Source organism: Gordonia aichiensis (genome assembly GCF_039946255.1).
In the GTDB taxonomy this organism is placed as follows: Bacteria; Actinomycetota; Actinomycetes; order Mycobacteriales; family Mycobacteriaceae; genus Gordonia; species Gordonia aichiensis_A.
This window is the reverse complement of the sequence record NZ_JBCDWL010000001.1, coordinates 487,007-510,960: the sequence shown is the minus strand read 5'-3', so window position 1 is coordinate 510,960 and position 23,954 is coordinate 487,007. Positions and strand designations below refer to the sequence as shown.

Sequence of the window (23,954 nt, the reverse complement as noted above, 5' to 3'; positions counted from 1 at the left end):
GAAGTTCCACAAGAACGATAATTCAGAAGAGGTTGCCACAGATGGCCTCCCAGCCGCAGACGATCATCTACACCCTTACCGACGAGGCGCCGCGTCTTGCGACCGCGTCGTTCCTGCCCATCATTCAGACCTTCGCCGAACCGGCGGGCATCGAATTCCAGACCAGTGACATCTCGGTCGGCGCCCGCATCCTGGCCGCGTTCCCGGACTACCTGACCGACGAACAGAAGGTTCCCGACAATCTGGCTGAGCTCGGCCGGCTGACCCAGCTGCCCGAGACCAACATCATCAAGCTGCCCAACATCAGCGCCTCGGTGCCGCAGCTGCACGCCGCGATCCACGAGCTGCAGCAGAAGGGCTACGCCGTCCCGGACTACCCGCAGGATCCGAAGACTCCCGAGGAGGAGGAGATCCGCGACCGCTACTCGGCGTGCCTGGGCAGCGCCGTCAACCCGGTTCTGCGCGAAGGGAACTCGGACCGTCGGGCGCCGAAGGCGGTCAAGGAGTACGCGCGCAAGCATCCGCACAGCATGGGCAAGTGGTCCATGGCGTCGCGCTCGCACGTGGCGCACATGAAGCACGGCGACTTCTACCACGGTGAGAAGTCGATGACCATCGACCACGCCTGCGATGCGCGCATGGAGGTCATCACCGGCAGCGGCGAGACCATCGTCCTCAAGCCGAAGGTCGCCCTCGACGCCGGCGACGTCATCGACAGCATGTTCATGAGCAAGAAGGCGCTGCTGGAGTTCTACGAGGAGCAGCTCAACGACGCCCGCGACACCGGCGTCATGTTCTCCCTGCACGTCAAGGCGACGATGATGAAGGTCTCGCACCCGATCGTCTTCGGGCACGCGGTCAAGGTCTTCTACAAGGACGCCTTCGCCAAGCACCACGACCTGTTCGAGGAGCTGGGCGTCAACGTCAACAACGGCCTGGTCGACCTCTACGAGAAGATCGACACCCTGCCCGCCTCGCGGCGCGAGGAAGTGGTCGCCGACCTGCTCCGCTGCCACGAGGACCGCCCCGAGCTGGCGATGGTCGACTCGACCAACGGCATCAGCAACTTCCACTCGCCCAGCGACGTGATCGTCGACGCGTCGATGCCCGCGATGATCCGCGCCGGCGGCAAGATGTACGGCGCCGACGGCCGTCTGAAGGACACCAAGGCGGTGATGCCGGAGTCGACCTTCGCCCGCATCTACCAGGAGATCATCAACTTCTGCAAGACCAACGGCGCCTTCGACCCGACCACCATGGGCACCGTGCCGAACGTCGGCCTGATGGCTCAGAAGGCCGAGGAGTACGGCTCGCACGACAAGACCTTCGAGGTTCCAGAGGACGGCGTCGCCAACATCGTCGACTGCTCCACCGGTGAGGTCCTGCTGTCGCAGAACGTCGAGGCCGGCGACATCTGGCGCATGTGCACCGTCAAGGACGCCCCCATCCGCGACTGGGTCCGGCTGGCCGTCGAGCGCTCGCGCGAGTCGGGCATGCCCGCCCTGTTCTGGCTCGACCCGTACCGCCCGCATGAGAACGAGCTCATCAACAAGGTCCACACCTACCTCGAGGACCACGACACCGAGGGCCTCGACATCCAGATCATGTCGCAGGTCCGCGCGATGCGGTACACGCTCGAGCGCCTGATCCGCGGCCTGGACACGATCGCCGTCACCGGCAACATCCTGCGCGACTACCTGACCGACCTGTTCCCGATCCTGGAACTGGGCACCAGCGCCAAGATGCTGTCGATCGTGCCGCTGATGGCCGGCGGCGGCCTGTACGAGACCGGTGCCGGCGGCTCGGCGCCCAAGCACGTCAAGCAGCTCGTGGAAGAAGATCACCTGCGCTGGGATTCGCTCGGCGAGTTCCTCGCGCTCGCGGTCAGCATCGAGGACCTGGGCCGCAAGAACGACAACCCCAAGGCCAAGATCCTCGCGACCGCGCTCGACGCCGCCACCGGCAAGCTGCTCGACAACAGCAAGTCGCCGTCGCGCCGCACCGGCGAGCTCGACAACCGCGGCAGCCAGTTCTACCTCGCCATGTACTGGGCGCAGGAGCTGGCCGCCCAGACCGACGACGCCGAGCTGGCCGCGCACTTCGCGCCGCTGGCCAAGGCGCTGACCGACAACGAGGACAAGATCGTCGGCGAGCTCAACGAGGTTCAGGGCCGTCCCGTCGATCTCGGCGGCTACTACCTGGCCGATGTGGAGAAGCTCGACGCCGCCATGCGGCCGAGCGCCACGCTCAATGCGGCCCTGGCGGCCTCGCGTGGTGAGTGACCGATAGCTGATCGCTGAACGGTTCAGCGGGCGCCCGATCTGCTTCGTACAGGTCGGGCGCCTTCGCGTCACAGGGCGGCCGGGTGGTGAGCCGGTCATGTGCTGATCCGGTCATGGCGTCGGCCGGTGGTGTCGCCGTCGTAGACTTCTGCACGTGCCGAATCCGGGAGAGCGAACCGCCGACTGCCCGCCGCGACAGTTCCCGCTGGCGACGCGGCTGTCGGCCGCATACGACGACTTCGTGACCGGTCGGCCGCCGACGGCCGACGAAGACGTCCACATGTTGCCCGGCATCGTCGAGCACGTGATCGACAGGTGCAGCCGGCCCGGCGATCTCGTCGTCGACCCGTTCGCAGGCTTCGGCACGACGATCGAGCGGGCCGTGGCGCTCGGACGGGAGGCGATCGGCGTCGAACTGCTCCCGGAGCGGGTGCGATCGACCCGACGGGCGGCGCCGGGGGCGCGGGTCCACGAGGGCGACGCGCGCGAGCTGCTGCGCGTCCTGCAGCGTTCGGGCGAGCCGTTCGCGGGCGCGGCCGACCTCGTCCTCACCTCGCCGCCGTACATGACCCACCACGACCATGACGCCGACCCGCTGACCGCCTACGAGCTCGACGGCGGCGACTACGAGCGCTACCTGTCCGAGCTGGGACTGGTCGCGGCGCAGTGCGCGCACCTGCTGGTACCGGGCGGGTGGATGGTGTGGAACGTCGCCGACATCTGCCACCGCGGGCAGACGACGCACTTGATCGCCGACTGCGCCCGCGTCCTCGACGAGCACCTGGTGCGGGTCGGGATCACCGAGATCGGGTGGGACCGGTATCCGCATGATCTGGTCGCCGACGCCCTGCTGGTGTACCGCCGCCCGTGACGGCGTGCGCGGTCTCAGCGCTGTTCGACGTCGGCGAGCGAGGCCGCCAGGTAATCGTCTTCAGCGCGGTTGCCGGGCAGCGCCAGCGCCTCCCGGTAGGCGTGCGCGGCGGCGGCGGCGTCACCGAGTTCGACGAGGGTGAGAGCCCGGGCGATGTGGAAGGGGCGGTAACGGATCATCGCCGTGTTCGACGCGAGGTCGTCGAGCAGCCGCAGGCCGTGCGACGGGCCGAGGGCCCGGCCCACCGCCACCGCACGACCCAGCTCGACCACCGGTCCTGGATCGACGGCCTGCAGCATCCGATACAGGACCGCGATCTGCGACCAGTCGGTGCCGTCGGCGTCGTCGGCCTCGGCGTGCACCGCGGCGATCGCAGCCTGGATCGCGTAGGGGCCGGCCCCGGGCGAGCCGGCGGCACGCTCGGTCAGTTGCAGTCCTTCGGCACGCAGGGCCGCGTCCCAACGCGACCGGTCCTGCTCCGAGAGCGGGACGGGTCGGCCGTCGGCGCCGAGACGAGCGGGGCGTCGGGCCTCGGTCAGCAGGAGCAGCGCCAGCAGTCCGACGGTCTCGGCGCGGGGGAGCAACCGATGCAGCAGGCGTGCCAGGCGGACCGCCTCGGCGGTGAGGTCGTCGCGCACGTGCGCTGGTCCGGCTGATCGCGCGAAGCCCTCGGCGTAGAGCAGATAGATCACGCGCAGCACACCGGGCGCGCGTGCCGGCAGGTCACCGGGCGCGGGCGCGGTGAAGGGCACCCCCAGCGTGGCGATTCGCCTCTTGGCGCGGACGATGCGCTGCTGCATCGTCGCCGTCGGAATCAGGAGGGCGTGCGCGACCTCGACGGTCGTCAAGCCGGCGACGAATCGGAGCGTCAGCGCGATCCGGTCCTCCGCACTGAGGACCGGGTGCGTGCACGCGAAGAACATGCCGAGGCGTTCGTCGGACAGCGGCGGCTGCTCGGCGAGGTCCGCCGGGTCGGCGTGGTGGTCGGACCGATGCTCCCGCTCGGCGGCGAGCTGCAGCCGTGACAGTTTGTCGGCCAGCACCTTCTCGCGACGCACCACGTCGAGCCCCTTGCGTTTGGCGGTGGTGGTGAGCCAGGCCGCCGGGGAGGCCGGCACACCGGATGTCGGCCAGGTGACCAGTGCCTGCGCGAGGGCCTCCTGCATGGCGTCCTCGGCCAGGTCGAGGTCGCCGAAGTACCGGGTCAGCCGGGCCAGCAGGAGCGTTCGCGCGTCTCGGTCGACGGCCGCCACCGCCCGGCGAGCCGAGTCGTCGGCTCGCGGGCGGCGGCGCGGGGTGTCGGGCATCGGTCGAGGACGGGGTCGGTACGTGACTGTCAGTACGGGGCGAGCGGGCGGATCTCCACGTGTCCACCCGGCGCGGAACCCGGACTGCGGCGGGCCCAGGCGATCGCCTCGTCGACGTCGGCGACGTCGATGATGTAGGCGCCGCCGACGAATTCCTGAACCTCGGCGAACGGACCGGACGCGGCGACGACGCGCTCGCCCGAATCGTCGCTGTGGACCACGACCCGCTCGTCTTCGAGAGCGAAGGAGCTGACGACGACGCCGGCTTCGGTGATCTCCTGGTGGAAGGCGAAGAACTCCGCGGGGTCGGCCCCACCGTCGTCTCCGCATGCCGGATCGTCGACGTGTCCCATCAGCAGCAGTGCGTACTTCATGATCTCTCCCAACGTGCGTTGTGAAGCCGAGCAGGACTGCCCGACACCATGGTGACGGATGGGAGGGGCCGATATCGACAGCGCGTCCTCTTCGCCGGTGAGGCCGTCGGTGAACAGCGAAGAACCCCGCCTCGTCGAGACGAGGCGGGGTTCTTCACTTCGGGGTGGCTGACGGGACTCGAACCCGCGACAGCCAGGATCACAACCTGGTGCTCTACCAACTGAACTACAGCCACCATTGGCGCGTTCACAGCGTTCACACGCTGTTTCCCGAGCCAGGTCCATACTCTAGCGGGTTTGGGGTCGGAAACTCCAATCGGTTTCTGACCTGCCGGTTTCCGGCGTCAGGCCGGGCCGAGCCGGTCGACGATCCGCTCGAGGCTCTTGGCATCGGGGCCGGGGGCCGGCACGAAGGCGGCCTCGCGGTAGTAGCGGAGTTCACGAATGGATTCGCGGATGTCGGCCAGCGCGCGGTGCGCCAGTCCCTTCTGCGGCTGCCCGAAGTAGATCGGCGGGTACCAGCGGCGGCACAGCTCCTTGATCGAGCTGACGTCGACCATCCGGTAGTGCAGGTAGGCGTCGAGCTCGGGCATGTCGCGGGCGATGAAACCGCGGTCGGTGGCGATCGAATTGCCGGCCAACGGGGCGGCGCCCGCAGTGGTGATGTGCTCGCGCAGGTAGTCGAGCACCGCCTTCTCGGCCTCGGCGAGGGTCACCGTCGACGCGCGGACCTCTTCGGTGAGGCCCGAGTCGGCATGCATCTTGGTGACGATGTCGGGCATGTTCGCCAGCGCCTCGTCGTCGGCGTGGATCACCACGTCGACGCCGTCGCCCAGGATGTTGAGGTCGCTGTCGGTGACGAGAGCGGCGATTTCGATGAGTTTGTCCGATCCGACGTCGAGGCCGGTCATCTCACAGTCGATCCACACGAGTTTGTCTTGCACTCGATCAACACTAGTGGCGGCGGCCGTCGCCTGCCCGGGCGGATCGTCGGGGTCGGCTACTCGTCGCCGCCGAGCTTGCGGTAGAACCGTCCGACGATCGGCGCCACGACCGCCCGCGGCGAGTAGCCGCCGGCGACCGACATCGCCTTGCTCAGCGTGCCGGGAACGACGCGCATCTTGTTGCGCGACAAGGCGTCCAGGCTCATCGCGGCGACCTTGTCGGATGAGTGCCAGAGGAAGTCGGGGACCAGCTTGTCGACGATCGATTCGTCCTCGGGAGCCGGCGTCTGGGTGCGGACGGGGCCGGGAGCCAGGAGGGTGACGTTGACGCCCGTGCCCGTCAACTCGCCGCGCAGGGATTCGCTGAAGGTGTTGACGAAGGCCTTGGTCGCCGCGTAGGTCGCGTTGTTCGGGATCGGCATGTTGCCTGCGGCCGAACCGACCATCAGGATGCCGCCGGAACCGCGCCGGATCATCTGCGGGAGGACGGCGAGGGTCAGATCGTGCACGGCGTTGGCGTTCAATCGCACCTGAGCCCGCTCGTAGGCCGGATCGAGTTCGGCGACCGGGCCGAAGGTCGCGATGCCTGCGTTGTTGCAGAGGATCGAGATCTCGCGACCGGCGAGTTCTGTGCACAGGGGCTCGACGGCCGCCGGATCGGAGAGGTCGACGGCGCGGACGTCGACCGCCACGCCGCTGCGGGACCGCAGTTCGGCGGCGAGCTCCTCGAGGATCTCGCCGCGGCGGGCCACCAGGATCACCGAATGGCCGCGGGCGGCGAGTTCGCGCGCCAACGCCATTCCGATGCCGGAAGAGGCTCCGGTGACGACGGCGCGGGCAGCGGGGGACGGAGCGGGAACTGGCATGGGCGACATCCTAAACGGGGCCGGCGATGGTCTGGACGGCAGTTCGGTGCCGGCTCGACGCGGCGACGGCTCGACACGGCGACGAGGCGGTAAGGCGGTGGTTCGGTGCCACCGGGTGGCACCGAACCACCGCCTTATCCGGTCTCGCGCGGGTCAGCTCACGGCAGGCCCGCGGCGACCTCCGTGCCCTGCCGGATGGCACGCTTGGCGTCGAGCTCGGAGGCGAGGTCGGCGCCGCCGATGACGTGCGTGATCACGCCGGCCTCGGTCAGCGGGTCGACGAGGTCGCGGACCGACTCCTGGCCGGCGCACACCACCACGTTGTCGACCGCCAGGACGCGTTTGCCGGTCTCGTTGCCCTCCTTGTCGTGCACGGTGATGTGAAGTCCGGCGTCGTCGATCTTGTCGTAGACGGCGCCGGAGATCTGCTCGACGCCTTTCATCTTGACCGTCGCCCGGTGCACCCAGCCGGTCGTCTTGCCCAGGCTCTTGCCCTGCTTGCCGGTCTTGCGCTGCACCATGTACACCTCGCGCGCGGCGGGCGTCGGGCGCGGCTTGGTGAGGAAGCCGGGGGTGTCGAGGTCCTCGGTGACGCCCCACTCCTGCTCCCATTCCTTCAGGTTCAGAGTGGGGGAGTCGTCGACCGTGAGGAACTCGGTGACGTCGAAACCGATGCCGCCCGCACCGATGACGGCGACGCGCTTGCCGACCTCGCGGTGCCCGAGGACGGCGTCGGCGTACGACATCACCATCGGGTGGTCGATGCCGTCGATCTGCGGAACGCGGGGAACCACGCCGGTCGCGACGATCACCTGATCGAAGCCGCCGTCGATCAGCTCCTGCGCGGTGACGCGGGTGTCGAGGTGAACCTGGACGTGGTTGATCTCGAGCTGGCGACCGTAGTAGCGGATGGTCTCGTTGAACTCCTCCTTGCCCGGGATGCGGGCGGCGATGGAGAACTGGCCGCCGATCGCGGCGCCGGCCTCGTAGAGGTCGACGCGGTGACCGCGCTGGGCCGCCGAGACCGCCGCCGAGAGCCCGGCCGGCCCGGCGCCGACCACCGCGACGCGTTTGGCGGTGCGGGTGGCGCCGAGTGTCAGGACGGTCTCGCGGCCGGCGCGCGGGTTGAGCAGGCACGAGACCTTCTTGCCGACGAAGGCGTGGTCCAGGCAGGCCTGGTTGCAGCCGATGCACGTGTTGATCTCGTCGGCGCGACCCTCGCGTGCCTTGTTGACGAACTCCGGGTCGGCCAGCAGCGGTCGGGCCATCGACACCGCGTCGACCTTGCCGCGCTCGAGGATCTCCTCGGCGAACTCGGGGGTGTTGATGCGGTTGGAGGCGATCAGCGGGATGTCGACCACCTCGCGCAGTCGCTCGGTGAACTTGACGAAGGCGCCGCGCGGGACGGAGGTGACGATGGTCGGGACCTGCGCCTCGTGCCAACCGATATCGGTGTTGATGGCGTCGACGCCGAGCTCTTCGGCACGCCGTGCCAGCAGGGCGATCTCATCGAAGGTCTGCCCGTTCTTCACGAAGTCGGCCACGCTCTGGCGCAGGATGACCGGGAAGTCGCGCGGGACCTTCTTGCGGACGTCCTTGATGATCTCGATCAGGAATCGCTGGCGGTTCTCGGTGGATCCGCCCCAGCGGTCGGTGCGGTCATTGGTGTGCGGGCACAGGAACTGATTGATCAGGTAGCCCTCGCCGCCCATCAGCTCGATGGCGTCGTAGCCGGCCTCGCGCGCCAGCTTGGCGGCGCTGCCGAACGAGCGAATGACGTGCCAGATGACCTGCTCGGTCATCTGGATGTGCTTGAACGGGTGGATCGGGCTCGGTTCGCTCCCCGCGGCCACCTTCAGCGGGGTGTACCCGTAGCGGCCGGCGTGAATGATCTGCAACGCGATCTTGCCGCCCTCGGCGTGGACGGCCTTGGTGAACTCGCGGTGCCGAAGCACGTCGGCGCGGTTGGTCATCTTGCCCGCGAAAGGCAGCAGCAGACCCGTGCGCGAGGGTGAGAAGCCGCCGGTGACGATGAGGCCGACGCCGCCGCGCGCGCGTTCGGCGTAGTACGCGGCCAGTTTCGGCGTGTCCCACAGCCGGTCCTCCAGGCCGGTGTGCATCGAACCCATGACGACGCGGTTGTCGAGCGTCATGCCGCCGATCTGCAGCGGCTCGAAGAGCTTGGGATAGTGGGCGTTGGGCGCCTGCTGGGCTGTCATCGGCGCGACCTTTCTTCTTGTGGGTTGCGGGCTCGACGCGGTGTGCGTCGCGGGTCGGGGCGTGTCATGTGCCGGAAGTCGCCGACGCGGCGGAGCGGTCGAGCTCGCGCTCGAAGCGCTCGATCACCTCGTCGCACCACTCCACCGTGTACTCGCTCATGCGAACGCCGCCGCGAAGGACCAGATACTGATTCAGCTTGCGGCCGGTCAACGCGTCCGGGTCGGGGTAGTACTGCTCCGACCATCCGCTGTAGACGGCCAGCATTGCCGCCGCCTCGTCGCGATGGGCGCGCAGTTCGGTGAGCACGGTCGGCATGTCCCCGAGGTCGGCGGCCCGGAGCTTGACGCCGAGGTCGCTGCGCAGCGGGGGAAGCGGGGTGGGGCTGTTGACCCAGTCGGCGAGTACTTCCTCCCCGGACGGGGAGAGCGTGTACACCTTCTTGTCCGGACGACCGTCCTGGGCGACGGAGGTGTAGCTGACGAGGCCGTCGGCGTGCAGCTTCTTGAGGGTCCGATAGATCTGCTGGTGCGTCGCCGACCAGAAGTAGCCGATCGACCGCGAGAACTGCTGACCGATCTCGTACCCGGTGCCGGGTCGCTCGGAGAGCGACACCAGGATCGCGTGCTCCAGTGCCATGCGAGCACGGTAGCAGTGCAACTATGCGCTATGCAACGAAGTTCATATGAAGCAAGTTGTGTATCGGATTCAGTCGTCCGTTCGGCGGTTCCGAATAGGGTCTTTGGTCGGCCCCCTCAGCTCTGGAGGATGCGCGATGGGCAGCACAGAGGGCATTCGTGACGAATTGCTGCTATGAAAGGGCCGTGACATCCTTTCGCCGCATCGCCCTTCCCGGACACGCCCCCGAGGATGTGATCTGTCTGCCCGACGGCACCGTGGTCACCGGCCTGGACGATGGTCGGCTGCTGTCCGTGGACCCCGCCACCGGCGACGTCGAGGTCCTCGCCGACACCGCAGGGCGCCTGCTGGGGCTGGAGTACAGCGAGGCCGACGGCGCGATCTACATCTGTGACCACGACCGCGGACTGCTGCGGCTCGAAACCGACTCGGCCCGTGCCGAGGTGATCGCCGACACCGTCGACGGTCGCCCGCTCCGCTTCGCGAGCAACGTCGCCCGCGCCGCGGACGGCACCTTGTACTTCTCGTCGTCGTCACAGAACTTCACCATCGACCGCTGGAGGTCGGACCTGATCGAGCATTCGGGCACCGGCCGGCTCATGCGACTGGCCCCGGGCTGCCGCGACTCGGGCGGCGAAGGGGCGAGCGGCGAGGTCGAGGTCCTGCGTGACGACCTGCAGTTCGCCAACGGTGTCGTGCTCGGCCCGGACGACGAGTACGTTCTCGTCGCCGAGACCGGTGGCTCCCGGATCTCGCGCTACTGGCTCACCGGTGAGCACGCCGGCACCTCCGACGTCTTCCTCGACGGTCTCGGCGGATATCCCGACAACATGTCGATCGGCAGTGACGGGCTGCTGTGGGTCGCTCTCGCCTCGCCGCGGAACTCGGTGCTGGAGAGCATCTTCCGCCTTCCGCTGCGGGCACGGCGGGTCTTGGCTCGGGCGCCGCAGGGGGTGGGGCCCGCGCCGGAGGAGATCTGCTGGGTGCAGGCCTTCGACTTCGACGGCAGACTGGTGCACGACATCTGCCTCGACGACGTCGACTTCAGCTTCGTCACCGCCGTCGCCGAGCACGCCGGTGTGCTCTACCTCGGCACGATCATGGGCAATGCGCTCGGCGTGCTCGACCTCGCGCAGATGCCCGCCCGCTGACGGTGCGGGCCACCGCCAGTCGTTGCCGCTGGCCACCCGATAACTCCAGCCCATCACCGGCGAGCCGGGTGTCGTAGCCGTCCGGCAGTCCGGTGATGAAGGCGTGTGCGCCGGCTCCGACGGCGGTGACGATCTCGGTCCGCGCCGCGTCCGGGTGTCCGTAGGCGATGTTCTCTGCGACAGTCCCGGCCCGGACCTGGGCAGTCTGCGGCAACAGGGTCACCCGGTCGCGGATCGACCGGTCCGTGGCGTCGGCCAGATCGCGTCCGCCAATGGTGATCCGGCCCGCGTCGGGATCCTCGAGGGCGCAGATCGGGACGGCCGGTCGACTTGCCCTCCCCGCCGGGTCCGGTGAGGGCGGGGATCGATCCCGCGGTCAGATCGAGGTCGACCCCTCGCAGCACCGTGCGCTGAACGCACCGTCGACGCCTGTGTGCGTTCTGGAATGCCGCCGGCAATCGCCTTCCGATCAATGACGCCGCGGATGACGAATGTGAATGCCGCAGCCGAATGGAGGGCCGTGAACTGTACTGCCGCGCCGCCTGGCCGACGACCTCACCGGCACGGACCGGACGTCGTGAGGCTTCTCTTACGCGCAGGTGACCGGGGTCGCCGCTGACGGCAACATCGCGTCCGTACGGTCGAGCCGATCGGCGGCCCAACTGGGCTGCCGACGCGAACAGGAAGGCGAGTCCGTGCACGATCGACAACAGCGACACCGCGGCCGACGGTCACACCGGGTCACCGGGTGGGACCCCGAGGATCTCGCCGCATGGGAGGCAGGTGGGGCTGCGACGGCCCGGCGCAACCTGATCTGGTCGGTGGTGGCCGAGCACGTCGGATTCTCGGTGTGGACACTGTGGTCGGTGATGGTGCTGTTCATGCCGACCGACGTCTACGGCATCGGCTCCGGCGACAAGTTCCTGATCGGGGCCGTCGCGACGCTGACCGGCTCACTGCTTCGGCTGCCCTACGCCATGGCGACCACGCGTTTCGGCGGTCGCAGGTGGACGGTGTTCTCGGCGCTGGTGCTGACGATCCCGGTGACTGCGACCATCGCCGTTCTCGCCCACCCGGGGCAGCCGCTCTGGGTATACCTGGTGTGCGCCGCCCTCGCCGGCTTCGGCGGCGGCAACTTCGCCTCGTCGATGACGAACATCAACGCCTTCTACCCGCAGCGCCTCAAGGGCTGGGCGCTGGGCATGAACGCCGGCGGCGGCAACCTCGGCGTCCCGGCCGTGCAGTTGGTCGGGCTGCTGGTGATCGCGACGGCCGGAGCCGGAGAGCCGTACTGGGTGTGCGCCGCCTACCTGGTCCTGTTGGCCGTCGCCGCGCTCGGCGCGGCCCTGTTCATGGACGACCTCGACGGTCCAGGCGTGGACCCGGCCGCGATGCGGACCGCCGCCGCCGACCGGGACACCTGGATGATCTCGCTGCTGTACATCGGTACCTTCGGGTCGTTCATCGGTTTCTCGTTCGCGTTCTCCCAGGTCCTCGCGCTGCAGTTCCTGGCCGACGGACAGAGCGCGGCGCAGGCCTCGCTGCACGCCGCGCAGATCGCCTTCCTCGGACCGCTGCTCGGATCGGTGGCCCGCGTCTACGGCGGCAGGCTCGCCGACCGCGTCGGCGGCAGCCGCGTCACCCTCGCCGTGTTCGTCGGCATGATCGCCGCCGCGGGCGTGCTGCTGGCCGGCCGGACGATCGCGATCCCGTTGATCGGCTTCATCGCGCTGTTCGTCCTGTCGGGAATGGGCAATGGCTCGGTGTACAAGATGATCCCGTCGGTGTTCGATGCCAAGGCGCGGTCGCTGCCGCTCGACGAGGCGGGCCGTACCGCCTACTCGCGAGCGACATCGGGCGCGGTGATCGGCATCGCCGGCGCCGTCGGCGGGCTCGGCGGCGTCGGGATCAACATGGTGCTGCGCCAGTCCTACCTGGCCACGGGTGGCGCCACCGGTGCCGTGGCGGTCTTCGCGGCGTTCTACGCGGTGGCGGCCCTGGTCACCTGGCGGGTGTACGCGGGGGTCCCGCGGCGGGCCGCGGCACCGGTCGTCGAGCGCACATCTGCCAAGCTGTCCTCATGAACACGGGATCGACGGGCGCCATCGCGCCGACGGCCGGAGACGGCACCCCGCCGGCGCAGCAGTCGCTGGCGGGGTTCGCCGTGGCCGTGACCGCCGCCCGCCGCGCCGAGGAGTTCGAGGCGCTGCTGACCCGGCGGGGAGCGCGGGTGGTGTCGGCGCCGGCGATCGAGATGATTCCGCTGCCCGACGACGAGGCGCTGCGCATCGGCACCGAATCGGTGATCGCCGATCCGCCCGATCTGCTCATCCCGACCACCGGCATCGGCTTCCGCGGCTGGATGGAGGCGGCCGAGGAGTGGGGCCTGGCCGAGGCGCTGATGGCCGCCTTCGCCCGGGCCCGGGTGATCTCACGCGGACCCAAGGTCACCGGAGCCGTCCGCGCCGCCGGACTGCGCGAGGAGTGGTCGCCCGCGTCGGAGTCTGCGGCCGGGGTGCTCGAGCATCTGACCCCCGACGATGTGGCCGGCCGCCGAGTGGCGGTGCAGTTGCACGGTGCCATCGACGGCTGGGATCCCAACCGCGAGTTCGTCGACGGGCTCACCGCGATGGGCGCCCAGGTGATCGAGGTGCCGGTGTACAGCTGGCGCCGCCCCGCCGACCTCACCGCATTCGACGCCCTCATCGCCGACATCGCCGCCCGCAGGCTCGACGCCGTCACCTTCACCTCCGGCCCGGCCGCGGTGTCGCTGCTGACCCGGGCCGACCGACTCGGGTTGCGCGAGGATGTGATCGGCGCGCTCGCCGGGCCGGTGCTCGCCTACAGCGTCGGACCGGTGACTGCGGCACCGTTGCAGCAGGCCGGCGTCGAGAGCCGCTGGCCCGAGCGCATGCGGCTGGGATCGCTGGCGCGCCTGGTAGCCGAGGACCTGCCCCTGCGGAGACCGGAACTACCGGTGGCCGGGCATCGGCTCGGCGTGCGAGCGGGCGGCGCCGTCGTCGATGGACGGGTCTGCGACATGGCGGCGTCGTCACATCGCCTGCTGACGATGCTCGCGGAGCGGCCGGGGACGGTGGTCTCCCGCGCCGACCTGCTGACCCGCACCGGGGCCGGTGACGAGCACGCGGTGGAGGTGGCGATCGGTCGGCTGCGCGCGGCGCTCGGCCATCGCGAGATGATCGCGACCGTCGTCAAGCGCGGCTATCGACTGGCGATCGACGAGTGAACAGGGCCTCGGCGACGTCGATGCGGTGGCAGGCCAGTTCGATCACCGGACCGGCGAGTCCGAGCGGACGTGCGACGACGTCGGCGCCCGAATCGTCCAGCCTGCGCTGAAACAGTCCGTCGGCCAGCAGGTACGAGGCGACGGCGACGGGCCCGCCGGTGCGGCGGCGAGCCTCGGCCACCGCGTCGGTGACGGACGGATGCGGCGAGTCCGCCGGGGTGCTCGCGAATGCGATGTGCACGGGTGCGGCCAGGCGCGCCGACAGCAGTCGGGCGACGGTTTCGACGTCGCGCTGCGCGCGGGGGTCGGCGGACCCGGCCGCGGCCAGGACGACGGCGCCGTTGCACGTCGTCCCGGCCTCGGCCAGGCGGTCGTGGAGGGCCCGGGCCAACAGCCGGGACGGACCCAGGGGCTGCGCGAGGCGGACTTCGCGGCCGGCGCCGCGGACGTGCCGCGGGATGTCGACGCGGACATGATGCCCACGGGCCAGGAAAGCGGGCAGCAGGGTCACCGGCCCGGGCGGCAGGGAGCCGAGGAGTTCGCTCGGCGACGGACCGAGGACGTCGACGAAGCTCACCGCGACCTCCTCACCGCGGCGTGCAGCGATGTCCGCGGCGAGGCGGCCGACCATATCGACGCCGCGCGGGTCCCGCGTGCCGTGTGCGACCAGGACGACCGTCACGCCGCACCGAATCCGTCGCGGCGGAAACCGAAGCGGATGGCGGGGGAGTTCGCGACGAAGACCGTTCCGTCGAGTCCGATGCGCGTGCCGTACACCGGTACCGAGATCCCCTCCGAGTCCAGGCAACGTCCGTCGATGAGGCTGAAGGCCTGCTTCTTCAGCGGGGACGCCACCACCGGGAAACCGCCGCGATCGCCGACGATGCCGCGCGACAGGACCGCGGCCCGCCCGATCGGATCGATGTTGCCGATCGCGCGGAGACTGTCGTCGGCGAGCCGGAACAGGGCCACCTGGGCGCCGTCGGGCAGCAGGACCGCCACGCCGCGCAGGGGTTCGAGACGATCGCGGTGGCAGGCCGCCGTCCAATCGCGGGTCCAGCGGTGCAGGTCGAAGTCGATGGTCATCGGAAGCCTTTCGTGCAGAGATCGATCGGGTCGGATCGCCGGGTCAGACCGGCGGCATGGCCGGCGAGCCGAGGAGGACCGGGACCTTGCGGCCGTGACTCTCTCCGAAGGAGACAGTGGGATCGGGAACCCCGGGGGCGTTGACGAACGAGACGAACCGCGCGAGTTTGTCGGGATCGTCCAGCACGCCCTTCCACTCGCACTCGTACGCCGCCACGTGCCGCGCCATGTCGGCCTCGAAGTCGGCGGCCAGGCCGAGGGCGTCGTCGATGACGACCTCCTTCAGTCGGTCGAGCCCGCCGTCGAGAGCTTCGAGCCACGGTGCGGTGCGCTGCAAGCGTTCCGCGGTGCGGATGTAGTACATGAGGAAGCGGTCGATGTAGGCGGTCAGCGTCGCGTCGTCGAGGTCGCCGGCCAGCAGTTGCGCGTGCTTGGGCGTCATGCCGCCGTTGCCCGCCACGTACAGGTTCCAGCCCTTCTCGGTGGCGATGACGCCGACGTCCTTGCCGCGCGCCTCCGCGCATTCGCGGGCGCATCCGGAGACGCCCATCTTGATCTTGTGCGGCGACCGCAGGCCCCGGTACCGCAACTCCAGATCGATCGCCATCCGGACCGAGTCCTGCTGACCGTAGCGGCACCAGTCCGAGCCGACACAGCTCTTGACCGTCCGCAGTGACTTGCCATAGGCGTGGCCCGACTCCATTCCGCCCTCGACCAGGCGCCGCCAGATGTCGGGGAGTTGGTCGACGGTGGCGCCGAACATGTCGATTCGCTGGCCGCCGGTGATCTTGGTGTACAGCCCGTAGTCGCGGGCGATCTCGCCGATCAGGATCAGGTGTTCGGGGGTGATGTCGCCGCCCGGCACCCGAGGGACGACGGAGTAGGAGCCGTTGCGTTGGATGTTGGCCAGGAACAGGTCGTTTGAGTCCTGCAGAGAGGCCTGTTCGCCGTCGAGGATGTGACCGGAGCCGATGGAGGCCAGGACGGAGGCGACCGTCGGCTTGCAGATGTCGCAGCCGGTCCCGGTGCCGAACCGTTCGACGATCCCCGAGAACGTTCGGATGCCCGAGGCTCGGACCGTCTCGTACAGTTCCGAGCGCGTGAGGGCGAAGTGCTCGCACAGCGCGGTCGACTGCTCGACACCGGAGTCGGCCAGGATCTGCGAGAGCAGCGGCACGCACGAGCCGCACGAGGTACCCGCACCGGTGCGTGCCTTGAGTGCGGCGACATCGCAGGCGCCGTCGGCGATCGCCGCGCACAGTGCGCCCTTCGAGACGTCGTTGCACGAGCAGATCTGCGCGTCGTCGGCAAGGGCGTTCACGCCGAGTGCGGGGGGTCGGCCGGTCGGCCCGATCAAACTCGCCGGATCGCCCGGCAGACTCGACCCGACCAGCGGCCGCAGTAGACCGTAGGCGCTCGCATCGCCCACCAGCACCCCGCCCAGCAGCGTGGTGGCGTCGTCGGACAGGACGAGCTTCGCGTAGGTGCCGCCGATCGGATCCGACATCACCACGTCGAGGGCGCCGGGCGTGGTGCTGAGTGCGTCGCCGAAGCTCGCGACATCGACGCCCATGAGCTTCAGCTTGGTCGACATGTCGGCGCCGGGGAACGACGCGGTGCCGCCGACGAGGCGATCGGCGACCACCTCCGCACTGGCGTAGCCGGGTGCGACGAGACCGTAGCAGCGGCCCTCGATCGCGGCCACCTCGCCGACGGCGTAGATCGCCGGGTCGCTGGTGACACAACTCGTGTCGGTGAGCACACCGCCGCGTTCGGCGACGGCCAGGCCCGCGTCGCGGGCGAGGTCGTCGCGCGGTCGGACGCCGGCGGCGAAGACGAGCAGGGCGGCCTCGACGACGGTGTCGTCGGCGAGGGTGACCCGGACGCCGGCCTCGCCGGGCTCGATGCTCCTGGTGCCCGACGAGAGTGAGATGTCGATGCCGAGATCGCCGATCATGCGGGCCAGGTGCTCGCCGCCGCCGGAATCGACCTGCTGCGGCATCAGCCGCGGATTCACCTCGACCACGTGCGGTGTCAGCCCCAGTCGGCGCAGGGCGTCGGCCGCCTCGAGGCCGAGCAGTCCGCCGCCGACCACCAGGCCGACGGGTGTGCGGCCCGATGCGGCGCCGACGAGCGCGCGGTCGGCGTCGGCCCGGATGCGGTCGAGGTCGTCGAGGGTGCGGTACACGTGGCAGCCCGCCGTGTCGTGTCCGGGCACCGGCGGGACGAAGGCGCGCGAGCCTGTTGCCAACACCAGTGCGTCGTAACCGATCTCGCCGCCCGACTCGGTCGCAACGAGGCGACGGTCGCGATCGATGGCGACCGCCGCCTCGCCGACCCGAAGGTCGACGGCGTCGTCGCCCGCATAGCCGTTGCCGGGCAGAGCCAGGGCCCGGCGGTCCCATTTGCCGACGTAACTCGACAGACCCACGCGGTCGTATGCGGGGTCGGCCTCCTCGCCGACCACCACGATCCGCCACTGCCGGTCCGCGTCGCGCGCCCGCAGCGCCTCGACGAATCGGTGCCCGACCATCCCGTGTCCGACCACCACGACGGTCCCCCCGCTGGTGCTGTCTGCGGCTGTCGTCTGCATCGCAGGTGTCCTTTCGTCGCTTCATTCGGCCTCGTCAACGACGTTAGGAACCGGGTGTTGCAGAGCCGGACGTCGTACGTTGCCGTCAGATGACGTCTCGCTCACCGGGTTTCGGCGCGGTTACACGGCTGCTCAGGACACGTCGCGGATCAGTACACGTCGCGGACGTATCGACCGTCGGCGGCGAGCGCCTGCACGAAGGCGCCGGCGCCGGAAGGGGATAGGCGGCCGTGCTCGGCGACGATCGCGCGTAGGCGATCGTCGACGTCGCGCGCCATCTGCGCGGCGTCACCGCAGACGTAGACGTAGGCGCCGCGTCGCAGCCACGCCCAGATCTCGGCGGCCGCGTCCCGCATCCGGTCCTGGACGTACACCTTCTCGGGTTGGTCGCGGGAGAAGGCGAGATCGAGCCGGGTGAGCAGTCCGGACTCCAGGAATCCGGTGAGCTCGTCGCGAAAGTAGAAGTCGGTCTCGCGGTGACGCTCGCCGAAGAACAGCCAGTTGTCACCCGGAGCGCCGCTCGCCGCGCGCTCGTGCAGGAAGCCGCGAAACGGTGCCACCCCGGTGCCGGGGCCGATCATGATGATCGGCGCGTCCGGGTCGGCGGGCAGACGGAAACGATTGTTGCGCTGAACGAAGATCCGAGCATCGTCGCCGACGATCAGGCCGTGCAGGTGCCCCGAGCACACCCCCTGCTGTCGGGGCTGCACACCGAAGCGGACCGCCGACACCATCACCTCGATGCGCTCCGGGGTCGTGGACGGACTCGACGAGATCGAGTACAGGCGCGGGCGAAGGCGCCGAATCACCGTGAGCCACTCGGCCGGGCTCGCCGTGACCGGGTGCGCGGCGAGCACGTCTACCGACTGGCGCTCGGTGGCCCACTGCGCCAGTCGGATCGGATCGTCGGCCAACGCCATCAGGTCGGCGTCGTCCCGGCGGGCGGCGACGAACGCGACGAGATCGTGCGTGCAGGCGGCGATCTCGTACTCGTCGGTGAGGGCCGCGCGCAAACTGGTCGCGGCTGCGCCGACGGTCACGGTCGTCTCCCCGTCGCACCCGGTCAGACGCAGCCACTCGTCGACCAGCTCCGGGTGATTGCGCGGCCACACGCCGAGCGCGTCGCCGGCCGAGTACCGCACCTGTGCCGGGTCCACGCTGAACGCGATGCGGCGCACCGACTTCGCCGACTCCGGCGCGGTGACCGGCACGGTGTCGAGAATCGGAGCCCGGACCGGGTGCTTGCGCGAGACCGGCGGCGACTCGGCGGCAACCGCAGAAATGACCTCGACGATCCGCTCGGGCCCCGGATCGTCGGACGCGGCGAGCGCGTTCGCGACGGCGTCGAACCATGCCGCGGCCGTCTCGGCGAAGTCCGGTTCGCAGTACGCGGCGGGGGAGGTTCGGACGGCGCCGAGCGTGTGGAGCCGGGCGTCGAGTCTTCGGGCGAAACCGCAGAAGTCGGCGTACGACGAATCGCCGAATCCGAGGACGGCGTAACGCAGACCGGCCGCATCCCGGGCTCCGGCGAGCGCGTCCCACAGGGCCACGCCGCTGTCCGGGGCGTCGCCGTCGCCGGTGGTGGCGACGACGAACAGCGCGTCGCCGATCAGGTCGTCGAGGCCGACCCGGTCGGCGCAGACGGTAATCACATCGAATCCTCGTTCCCGGAGTCCAGCGCCGCACTCGGCCGCATACTCCTCGGCGGTGCCGGTCTGGGACGACCACACCACCCGGATCCGGCGCGACTGCGAGGAGACCGCGAGGTCCTCGGGCGACGTCGCGAGGGGCAGTCGGGCGAAGTAGCCAGCGAGCACCCCGTCGACCCAGGCCCGCGTCGGCGCCGACAACGGTGCATGGCTCGGAACGGTCGGCACCGACCCCATCGGCGGGTTGGCGGCCAAGCCGTGCAGCAGTCCCGCCAGATAGCCGCGTTCGGTGTCGGTGAACGAGGGCTCGGCACACCGGACGCCCAGCGCCGCCGCCAGGGAATCGGACGTGTCGAAGGCGGGGGTGGACGCGGCGGGGGTGGACGCGGCGGGAGTGGACGTGGCGGGGGCGGACGTGTGGAAGGCGGTCACGGGCGACTCCTGGGTGTCGGGGACGGCGCCGGCGATCCGCACGAGCGAGACCGCGCACGCTTTGAACTCCGGCTGAAACGACTCGGGGTCGACCGCGTCGTTGGTGACGGCGTTGATCGCGAGGTCGGCGCCCTGACCGTCGGCCCAGTGCATGGGGACGAAGCAGACGCCGGCGCGGATGTCCTCGTCGAGGCGTGCGGCCACACGCGCGGCACCCCGCCGTGATCGGACCTCGACCAGGTCGCCGTCGGCGATGCCGCAGGCGGCCGCGTCGTCGGGGTGCAGTTGGACGAAGCTCTCCGGGTCGAGTCGACACAGTTTCGCCACCCGCCCGGTCTTGGTCATCGTGTGCCACTGGTGGGCCACCCGTCCGGTGGTCAACGTGAACGGGTAGACGTCGTCGGGCAGTTCGGCGGGTGGCAGGTGCGGGCGCGGCCAGAAGCGGGCCCGACCGTCGGGGGTGGGAAAGGTGAGCGCGGCCGCGCCGTCGGCGTCGACGGTGGTTCGGTAGCGGATCGGGTTGCGGTCCGGTCCGCCGGGTGCGGCCGGCCACTGCACGGGCCCTCGACGCAGCCGCCGGTAGTCGATGCCGCGCAGGTCCCAGCCGGTCTGCGGATTGTAGAAGCCGGTGATCTCGTCGAACACGGCGGCCGCGTCGGGGTGGGAGAACCCGTCGACGTATCCCATGCCGCGGGCGACCTGAGAGATCAGCTGCCAATCGGCGCGGGCCTGGCCGGGCGGCGGCAGCGCCGGTACGGTCAGCGCGACGCTGCGTTCGGAGTTGACCATCGTTCCCTCGGCCTCGGACCACAGGGCGGCCGGCAATACCACGTCGGCGTACTCGGCGGTCTCGGCCCCGGCGAACGCCTCCTGCACGACGACGAACTCGGCGCGCTCCAGGGCGGCGATCACGGTCGCCCGGTTCGCCACCGAGGCGACCGGGTTGGTGCAGATGATCCAGACCGCGCGGATCCGGCCGTCGGCCAGCGCCTGGAACATGTCGACGGTGCCGCGACCGGCGTCGCTGCGCAGGATGCCGGGCGGCACTCCCCAGATCTGCTCGACCTCCGCTCGGTGCGCGGGATCGGCCACGGTGCGTTGTCCGGGCAGCCCCGGACCCATGTATCCCATCTCGCGGCCGCCCATCGCATTGGGCTGGCCGGTGAGCGAGAACGGCCCGGAGCCGGTGCGGCAGATCGTGCCGGTCGCCAGATGCAGATTGCACACGGCGTTGGTGTTCCACGTGCCGTGCGTCGACTGATTCAGGCCCATCGTCCACAGGGTCATCCAATCGGCGGCCCCGCACAGGATCTGAGCGGCGGCGCGCAGGTCGACCTCGTCGACGCCGGTCAGATCGGCCACGCGCGCCGGTGGATAGTCGGCCGCCAGCGCCGCCGTCTGATCCCACCCGTCGGTGTGCGCGGCGATGAAGGCGTCGTCGACGCCGCCGGCCTCGATGATCAGGTGCAGGAGCCCGTTGAGGAGCGCGAGGTCGGTTCCCGGGCGCACCGGCAGGTGCAGGTGTGCTTTCCGGGCCGTCGCGGTGCGTCGGGGGTCGACGACGATCAGCCGCGCTCCGGCGGCGACCCGATCCATCATGCGCAGGAACAGGATCGGGTGACAGTCGGCCATGTTGGCGCCGATCACCAGGAAGGCGTCGGCGTGGTCGATGTCGTCGTAGCTTCCCGGTGGTCCGTCGGCCCCCAATGACTGCTTGTAACCGGTGCCGGCGCCGGCCATGCAGAGCCGGGAGTTCGATTCGATCTGATTGGTTCCGAGGAAACCCTTGGCGAACTTGTTGGCCAGGTACTGGGCTTCCAGCGACATCTGCCCGGAGACGTACAGCGCGATGGCGTCGGGGCCGTGGCGGTCGCGAATCCGGGCGAGCCGCCGAGCGGTGGCGTCGACGGCATCGTCGACGGCCACCGTGCGGCGCTCGCGATCGCGATCCTCGCGCAGGGTGGCCGCGGTGAGGCGCCCGGGCGCGTTGAGCAGGTCGGCGGTGGTCGCGCCCTTGGTGCACAGCCGGCCCCGGTTGGCCGGGTGGGCGGCGGTGCCTCGGGAGCCGGTGACGGCGCCGCCGGAGACGTCGAGGGTGATTCCGCACCCGACACCGCAGTAGCCGCAGACGGTCTCGACCGAGCCCGTCGGCGTGTCGGAGGACGCGGCGCGGGTGGGAGGTGTCGGCTGCGGGGTCATGGCTGCCACGGTGCCGGGAGACTGTTTCGGGGTGGGCAGGTCGGCGTTACGGGCACGTCAATTCCGAGCCGGTGCGCGGGCGCGATTTCCGTGAGGCAGTTCCCAACCGAGCGCTTGTTAGCGTATGAAGGACGTCATGCGAGATGCAGTGATCGTCGATGCCGTCCGGACCCCGATCGGCAAGCGAAACGGTGGCCTGTCCGAAATTCACCCCGGTGACCTGAGTGCGCACGTGCTCACCGCGTTGGCCGATCGCGTCGGGTTCGACCCGGCGTCGGTCGACGACGTCATCTGGGGCTGCGTGAGCCAGGTCGGCGACCAGGCCGGCAGCATCGGCCGCGTCGGCGTGCTGGCCGCGGGCTGGCCCGAGTCGGTGCCCGCCACCGTCGTGGACCGGCGTTGCGGCTCCAGCCAGCAGTCGGTGCACTTCGCCGCCGCCGGCGTGATCGCCGGACACTACGACATCGCCATCGCCGGCGGTGTGGAGTCGATGTCGCGGGTGCCGATGGGCGCCGCGCGCGGCGACGGCAAGCCGTACCCGGCCTCGGTCCTGGACCGTTACGGCGTCGACGGCTTCAATCAGGGGCTCGGCGCGGAGATGATGGCCCAGCGCTGGGGACTGTCGCGCACCGAACTCGATGAATACTCGGCGCGGTCGCACGAGCGCACCGCCGCCGCGCAGGATGCCGGGGCCTTCGACTCGCAGATCATTCCGATCGCCGGGGGACTTGCTGCCGACGAGGGCCTGCGCCGCGGAACCACCGCCGAGAAGCTCGGCGGGCTCAAGACCCCGTTCGCCGCCGACGGCGTGATCACCGCGGGCAACGCCTCGCAGATCTCCGACGGTGCCGGCGCGCTGCTGATCACCAGCAGCGAGATCGCCGAGGCCAATGGATGGACGCCGATGGCCCGCGTGCACACCGCCACCCTCGCGGGCGACGACCCGGTCATCATGCTGACCGGCCCCATCGCCGCCACCCGCAAGGCCCTCGACCGCTCCGGTCTCAAGGTGTCCGACATCGGCGCCTACGAGGTCAACGAGGCCTTCGCACCGGTGCCGATGGCCTGGCAGAAGGAGATCGGCGCCTCCGACGACGTGCTCAACCCGGTCGGCGGCGCCATCTCGGTGGGGCATCCGCTGGGCGGGTCCGGCGCGATCCTGATGACCCGGCTCGTTCACCACATGCGCGACAACGGCATCAAGTACGGTCTGCAGACCATGTGCGAAGCAGGCGGCATGGCCAACGCGACGATCCTGGAACTGCTGTGAGCGATGCGCTGCTGGTGCAGCGTGACGGCGACGTCGTCACCTGGACCGTCAACCGGCCGCAGACCCGCAACGCGATCTCCGCAGACGACGCGATCGACGCCTTCGTCGACGCTGTCGCCGAGGTCAACCGCGATCAGTCGGTGCGGGCGGTCATCCTCACCGGGGCCGGTTCGGCGTTCTCCGCGGGCGGCAACGTCAAGGACATGGCGGCTGCTGTCGGCTTGTTCGGCGGGGCACCGCACCAGCAGCGCGTCGGCTACCGCGAGGGCATCCAGCGGATCCCGCGCGCCATGTACTCCCTCGAGGTGCCGGTGATCGCCGCCGTCAACGGCCCGGCCGTCGGCGCCGGCTGCGATCTGGCGCTGATGTGCGATGTGCGGATCGCGTCGACGACCGCGTTCTTCGCCGAGAGCTTCGTCAAGCTCGGCCTGATCCCGGGTGACGGCGGCGCCTGGCTGCTCCCGCGGATCGTCGGACCGGCTCGAGCTGCCGAGATGTCGCTGACCGGGGATCGCGTCGACGCCGCGACCGCACTCGACTGGGGCATCGTCTCGCGGGTCGTCGAACCCGACGACCTGCTGCCGACCGCCCGGGAGTTGGCCGCGCGCATCGCCGCGAATCCGCCGATCGCCGTGCGGATGACCAAAAAGCTGCTGCGGGAGTCGTCGCAGCAGACGCTCGATCAGCTGCTGGAGCTGTCGGCCACGATGCAGGCGGCCGCGCACCACACCGAGGACCATCGTGAGGCCGTCGCCGCCTTCCTCGAGAAGCGGCCCGGGCGGTTCGTCGGGCGGTAGGCAGGTGAGGGCCGAGCTCCGAAGTCGCCG

At 70.0% G+C, this 23,954-nt stretch carries 18 protein-coding genes and 1 tRNA gene; 7 read left to right on the top strand and 12 right to left on the bottom strand.

From position 1 onward, the window contains the following. Positions 1-41: 41 nt before the first annotated feature. On the top strand, positions 42-2,282 hold the full coding sequence (locus AAFO60_RS02385; RefSeq protein ID WP_347954529.1) for an NADP-dependent isocitrate dehydrogenase: 2,241 nt from the start codon (positions 42-44) through the stop codon (positions 2,280-2,282). A 154-nt stretch (positions 2,283-2,436) separates the two neighbouring features. Then, positions 2,437-3,153 carry a DNA methyltransferase gene (locus AAFO60_RS02380; protein WP_347954528.1) on the top strand — a complete coding sequence of 239 codons (717 nt, stop codon included), beginning with the start codon at positions 2,437-2,439 and terminating at the stop codon, positions 3,151-3,153. Positions 3,154-3,167: 14 nt separating this feature from the next. Here AAFO60_RS02380 and AAFO60_RS02375 read toward each other — a convergent pair whose 3' ends face one another. The 7 genes from AAFO60_RS02375 to AAFO60_RS02345 all read right to left on the bottom strand — a co-directional run bounded on the left by AAFO60_RS02375 (position 3,168) and on the right by AAFO60_RS02345 (position 9,500). Next, positions 3,168-4,460: an RNA polymerase sigma factor gene (locus AAFO60_RS02375; RefSeq protein ID WP_347954527.1), complete on the bottom strand. Its 1,293-nt coding sequence runs from the start codon at positions 4,458-4,460 to the stop codon at positions 3,168-3,170. Positions 4,461-4,489: 29 nt separating this feature from the next. Further along, positions 4,490-4,834, bottom strand: coding sequence for a YciI family protein (locus AAFO60_RS02370; RefSeq protein WP_347954526.1), 345 nt, complete (start codon positions 4,832-4,834; stop codon positions 4,490-4,492). Positions 4,835-4,997: 163 nt separating this feature from the next. Next, positions 4,998-5,070: transfer RNA gene (locus tag AAFO60_RS02365), tRNA-His, on the bottom strand. A gap of 108 nt (positions 5,071-5,178) precedes the next feature. Further along, positions 5,179-5,778, bottom strand: a complete 600-nt coding sequence (orn, locus tag AAFO60_RS02360; protein ID WP_347954525.1) for an oligoribonuclease — start codon at positions 5,776-5,778, stop codon at positions 5,179-5,181. Between the two features lie 56 nt (positions 5,779-5,834). Continuing rightward, complete coding sequence (gene cmrA / locus AAFO60_RS02355) at positions 5,835-6,644, bottom strand: mycolate reductase (RefSeq protein ID WP_347954524.1); 810 nt, start codon at positions 6,642-6,644, stop codon at positions 5,835-5,837. 158 nt (positions 6,645-6,802) lie between these two features. Next, positions 6,803-8,863, bottom strand: coding sequence for an NADPH-dependent 2,4-dienoyl-CoA reductase (locus tag AAFO60_RS02350; RefSeq protein WP_347954523.1), 2,061 nt, complete (start codon positions 8,861-8,863; stop codon positions 6,803-6,805). Positions 8,864-8,927: 64 nt separating this feature from the next. Next, positions 8,928-9,500: a PadR family transcriptional regulator gene (locus AAFO60_RS02345; protein ID WP_347954522.1), complete on the bottom strand. Its 573-nt coding sequence runs from the start codon at positions 9,498-9,500 to the stop codon at positions 8,928-8,930. Between the two features lie 185 nt (positions 9,501-9,685). Between AAFO60_RS02345 and AAFO60_RS02340 the strand changes: the two genes are divergently transcribed. Beyond that, complete coding sequence (locus AAFO60_RS02340) at positions 9,686-10,651, top strand: SMP-30/gluconolactonase/LRE family protein (protein ID WP_347954521.1); 966 nt, start codon at positions 9,686-9,688, stop codon at positions 10,649-10,651. Here the strand turns inward: AAFO60_RS02340 and AAFO60_RS02335 are convergent. After that, positions 10,599-10,910, bottom strand: a complete 312-nt coding sequence (locus AAFO60_RS02335) for an ATP-binding cassette domain-containing protein (RefSeq protein WP_347954663.1) — start codon at positions 10,908-10,910, stop codon at positions 10,599-10,601. The two genes, AAFO60_RS02340 and AAFO60_RS02335, sit on opposite strands and share 53 nt — an antisense overlap. Before the next feature lie 436 nt (positions 10,911-11,346). Here AAFO60_RS02335 and AAFO60_RS02330 point away from each other — a divergent pair, with 436 nt between their 5' ends. Both AAFO60_RS02330 and AAFO60_RS02325 read left to right on the top strand, forming a co-directional pair. Further along, positions 11,347-12,735, top strand: a complete 1,389-nt coding sequence (locus AAFO60_RS02330; RefSeq protein WP_347954520.1) for a nitrate/nitrite transporter — start codon at positions 11,347-11,349, stop codon at positions 12,733-12,735. After that, the gene (locus AAFO60_RS02325) at positions 12,732-13,898 is read left to right on the top strand and encodes a uroporphyrinogen-III synthase (RefSeq protein WP_347954519.1); all 1,167 of its coding nucleotides are present in this window, start codon (positions 12,732-12,734) and stop codon (positions 13,896-13,898) included. Before AAFO60_RS02330 ends, AAFO60_RS02325 begins: the two co-directional genes overlap by 4 nt. On the opposite strand, the gene AAFO60_RS02320 is transcribed toward AAFO60_RS02325, so the two are convergent. The 4 genes from AAFO60_RS02320 to AAFO60_RS02305 all read right to left on the bottom strand — a co-directional run bounded on the left by AAFO60_RS02320 (position 13,864) and on the right by AAFO60_RS02305 (position 21,857). After that, the gene (locus tag AAFO60_RS02320) at positions 13,864-14,580 is read right to left on the bottom strand and encodes a sirohydrochlorin chelatase (protein WP_347954518.1); all 717 of its coding nucleotides are present in this window, start codon (positions 14,578-14,580) and stop codon (positions 13,864-13,866) included. The genes AAFO60_RS02325 and AAFO60_RS02320 overlap by 35 nt on opposite strands. After that, the gene (gene nirD, locus AAFO60_RS02315) at positions 14,577-14,984 is read right to left on the bottom strand and encodes a nitrite reductase small subunit NirD (protein ID WP_347954517.1); all 408 of its coding nucleotides are present in this window, start codon (positions 14,982-14,984) and stop codon (positions 14,577-14,579) included. The genes AAFO60_RS02320 and nirD overlap by 4 nt, the downstream gene beginning before the upstream one ends. A 43-nt stretch (positions 14,985-15,027) precedes the next feature. Beyond that, the gene (nirB, locus tag AAFO60_RS02310) at positions 15,028-17,577 is read right to left on the bottom strand and encodes a nitrite reductase large subunit NirB (RefSeq protein WP_347954516.1); all 2,550 of its coding nucleotides are present in this window, start codon (positions 17,575-17,577) and stop codon (positions 15,028-15,030) included. Between the two features lie 149 nt (positions 17,578-17,726). Then, on the bottom strand, positions 17,727-21,857 hold the full coding sequence (locus AAFO60_RS02305; protein WP_347954515.1) for a bifunctional nitrate reductase/sulfite reductase flavoprotein subunit alpha: 4,131 nt from the start codon (positions 21,855-21,857) through the stop codon (positions 17,727-17,729). Between the two features lie 136 nt (positions 21,858-21,993). Between AAFO60_RS02305 and AAFO60_RS02300 the strand changes: the two genes are divergently transcribed. After that, positions 21,994-23,127 (top strand): thiolase family protein, encoded by a 1,134-nt coding sequence (locus tag AAFO60_RS02300; RefSeq protein WP_347954514.1) that lies wholly within the window; start codon positions 21,994-21,996, stop codon positions 23,125-23,127. Next, complete coding sequence (locus AAFO60_RS02295) at positions 23,124-23,924, top strand: crotonase/enoyl-CoA hydratase family protein (protein WP_347954513.1); 801 nt, start codon at positions 23,124-23,126, stop codon at positions 23,922-23,924. Before AAFO60_RS02300 ends, AAFO60_RS02295 begins: the two co-directional genes overlap by 4 nt. Positions 23,925-23,954: the final 30 nt, after the last annotated feature.

Coding starts and splice junctions, on each gene's coding strand:
- AAFO60_RS02350 (WP_347954523.1), bottom strand. CDS start 8,863: ATGACAGCCCAGCAGGCGCCCAACGCCCACTATCCCAAGCTCTTCGAG.
- cmrA (WP_347954524.1), bottom strand. CDS start 6,644: ATGCCAGTTCCCGCTCCGTCCCCCGCTGCCCGCGCCGTCGTCACCGGA.
- nirD (WP_347954517.1), bottom strand. CDS start 14,984: ATGACCATCGACTTCGACCTGCACCGCTGGACCCGCGATTGGACGGCG.
- AAFO60_RS02370 (WP_347954526.1), bottom strand. CDS start 4,834: ATGAAGTACGCACTGCTGCTGATGGGACACGTCGACGATCCGGCATGC.
- nirB (WP_347954516.1), bottom strand. CDS start 17,577: ATGCAGACGACAGCCGCAGACAGCACCAGCGGGGGGACCGTCGTGGTG.
- AAFO60_RS02345 (WP_347954522.1), bottom strand. CDS start 9,500: ATGGCACTGGAGCACGCGATCCTGGTGTCGCTCTCCGAGCGACCCGGC.
- AAFO60_RS02300 (WP_347954514.1), top strand. CDS start 21,994: ATGCGAGATGCAGTGATCGTCGATGCCGTCCGGACCCCGATCGGCAAG.
- AAFO60_RS02385 (WP_347954529.1), top strand. CDS start 42: ATGGCCTCCCAGCCGCAGACGATCATCTACACCCTTACCGACGAGGCG.
- AAFO60_RS02325 (WP_347954519.1), top strand. CDS start 12,732: ATGAACACGGGATCGACGGGCGCCATCGCGCCGACGGCCGGAGACGGC.
- AAFO60_RS02375 (WP_347954527.1), bottom strand. CDS start 4,460: ATGCCCGACACCCCGCGCCGCCGCCCGCGAGCCGACGACTCGGCTCGC.
- AAFO60_RS02305 (WP_347954515.1), bottom strand. CDS start 21,857: ATGACCCCGCAGCCGACACCTCCCACCCGCGCCGCGTCCTCCGACACG.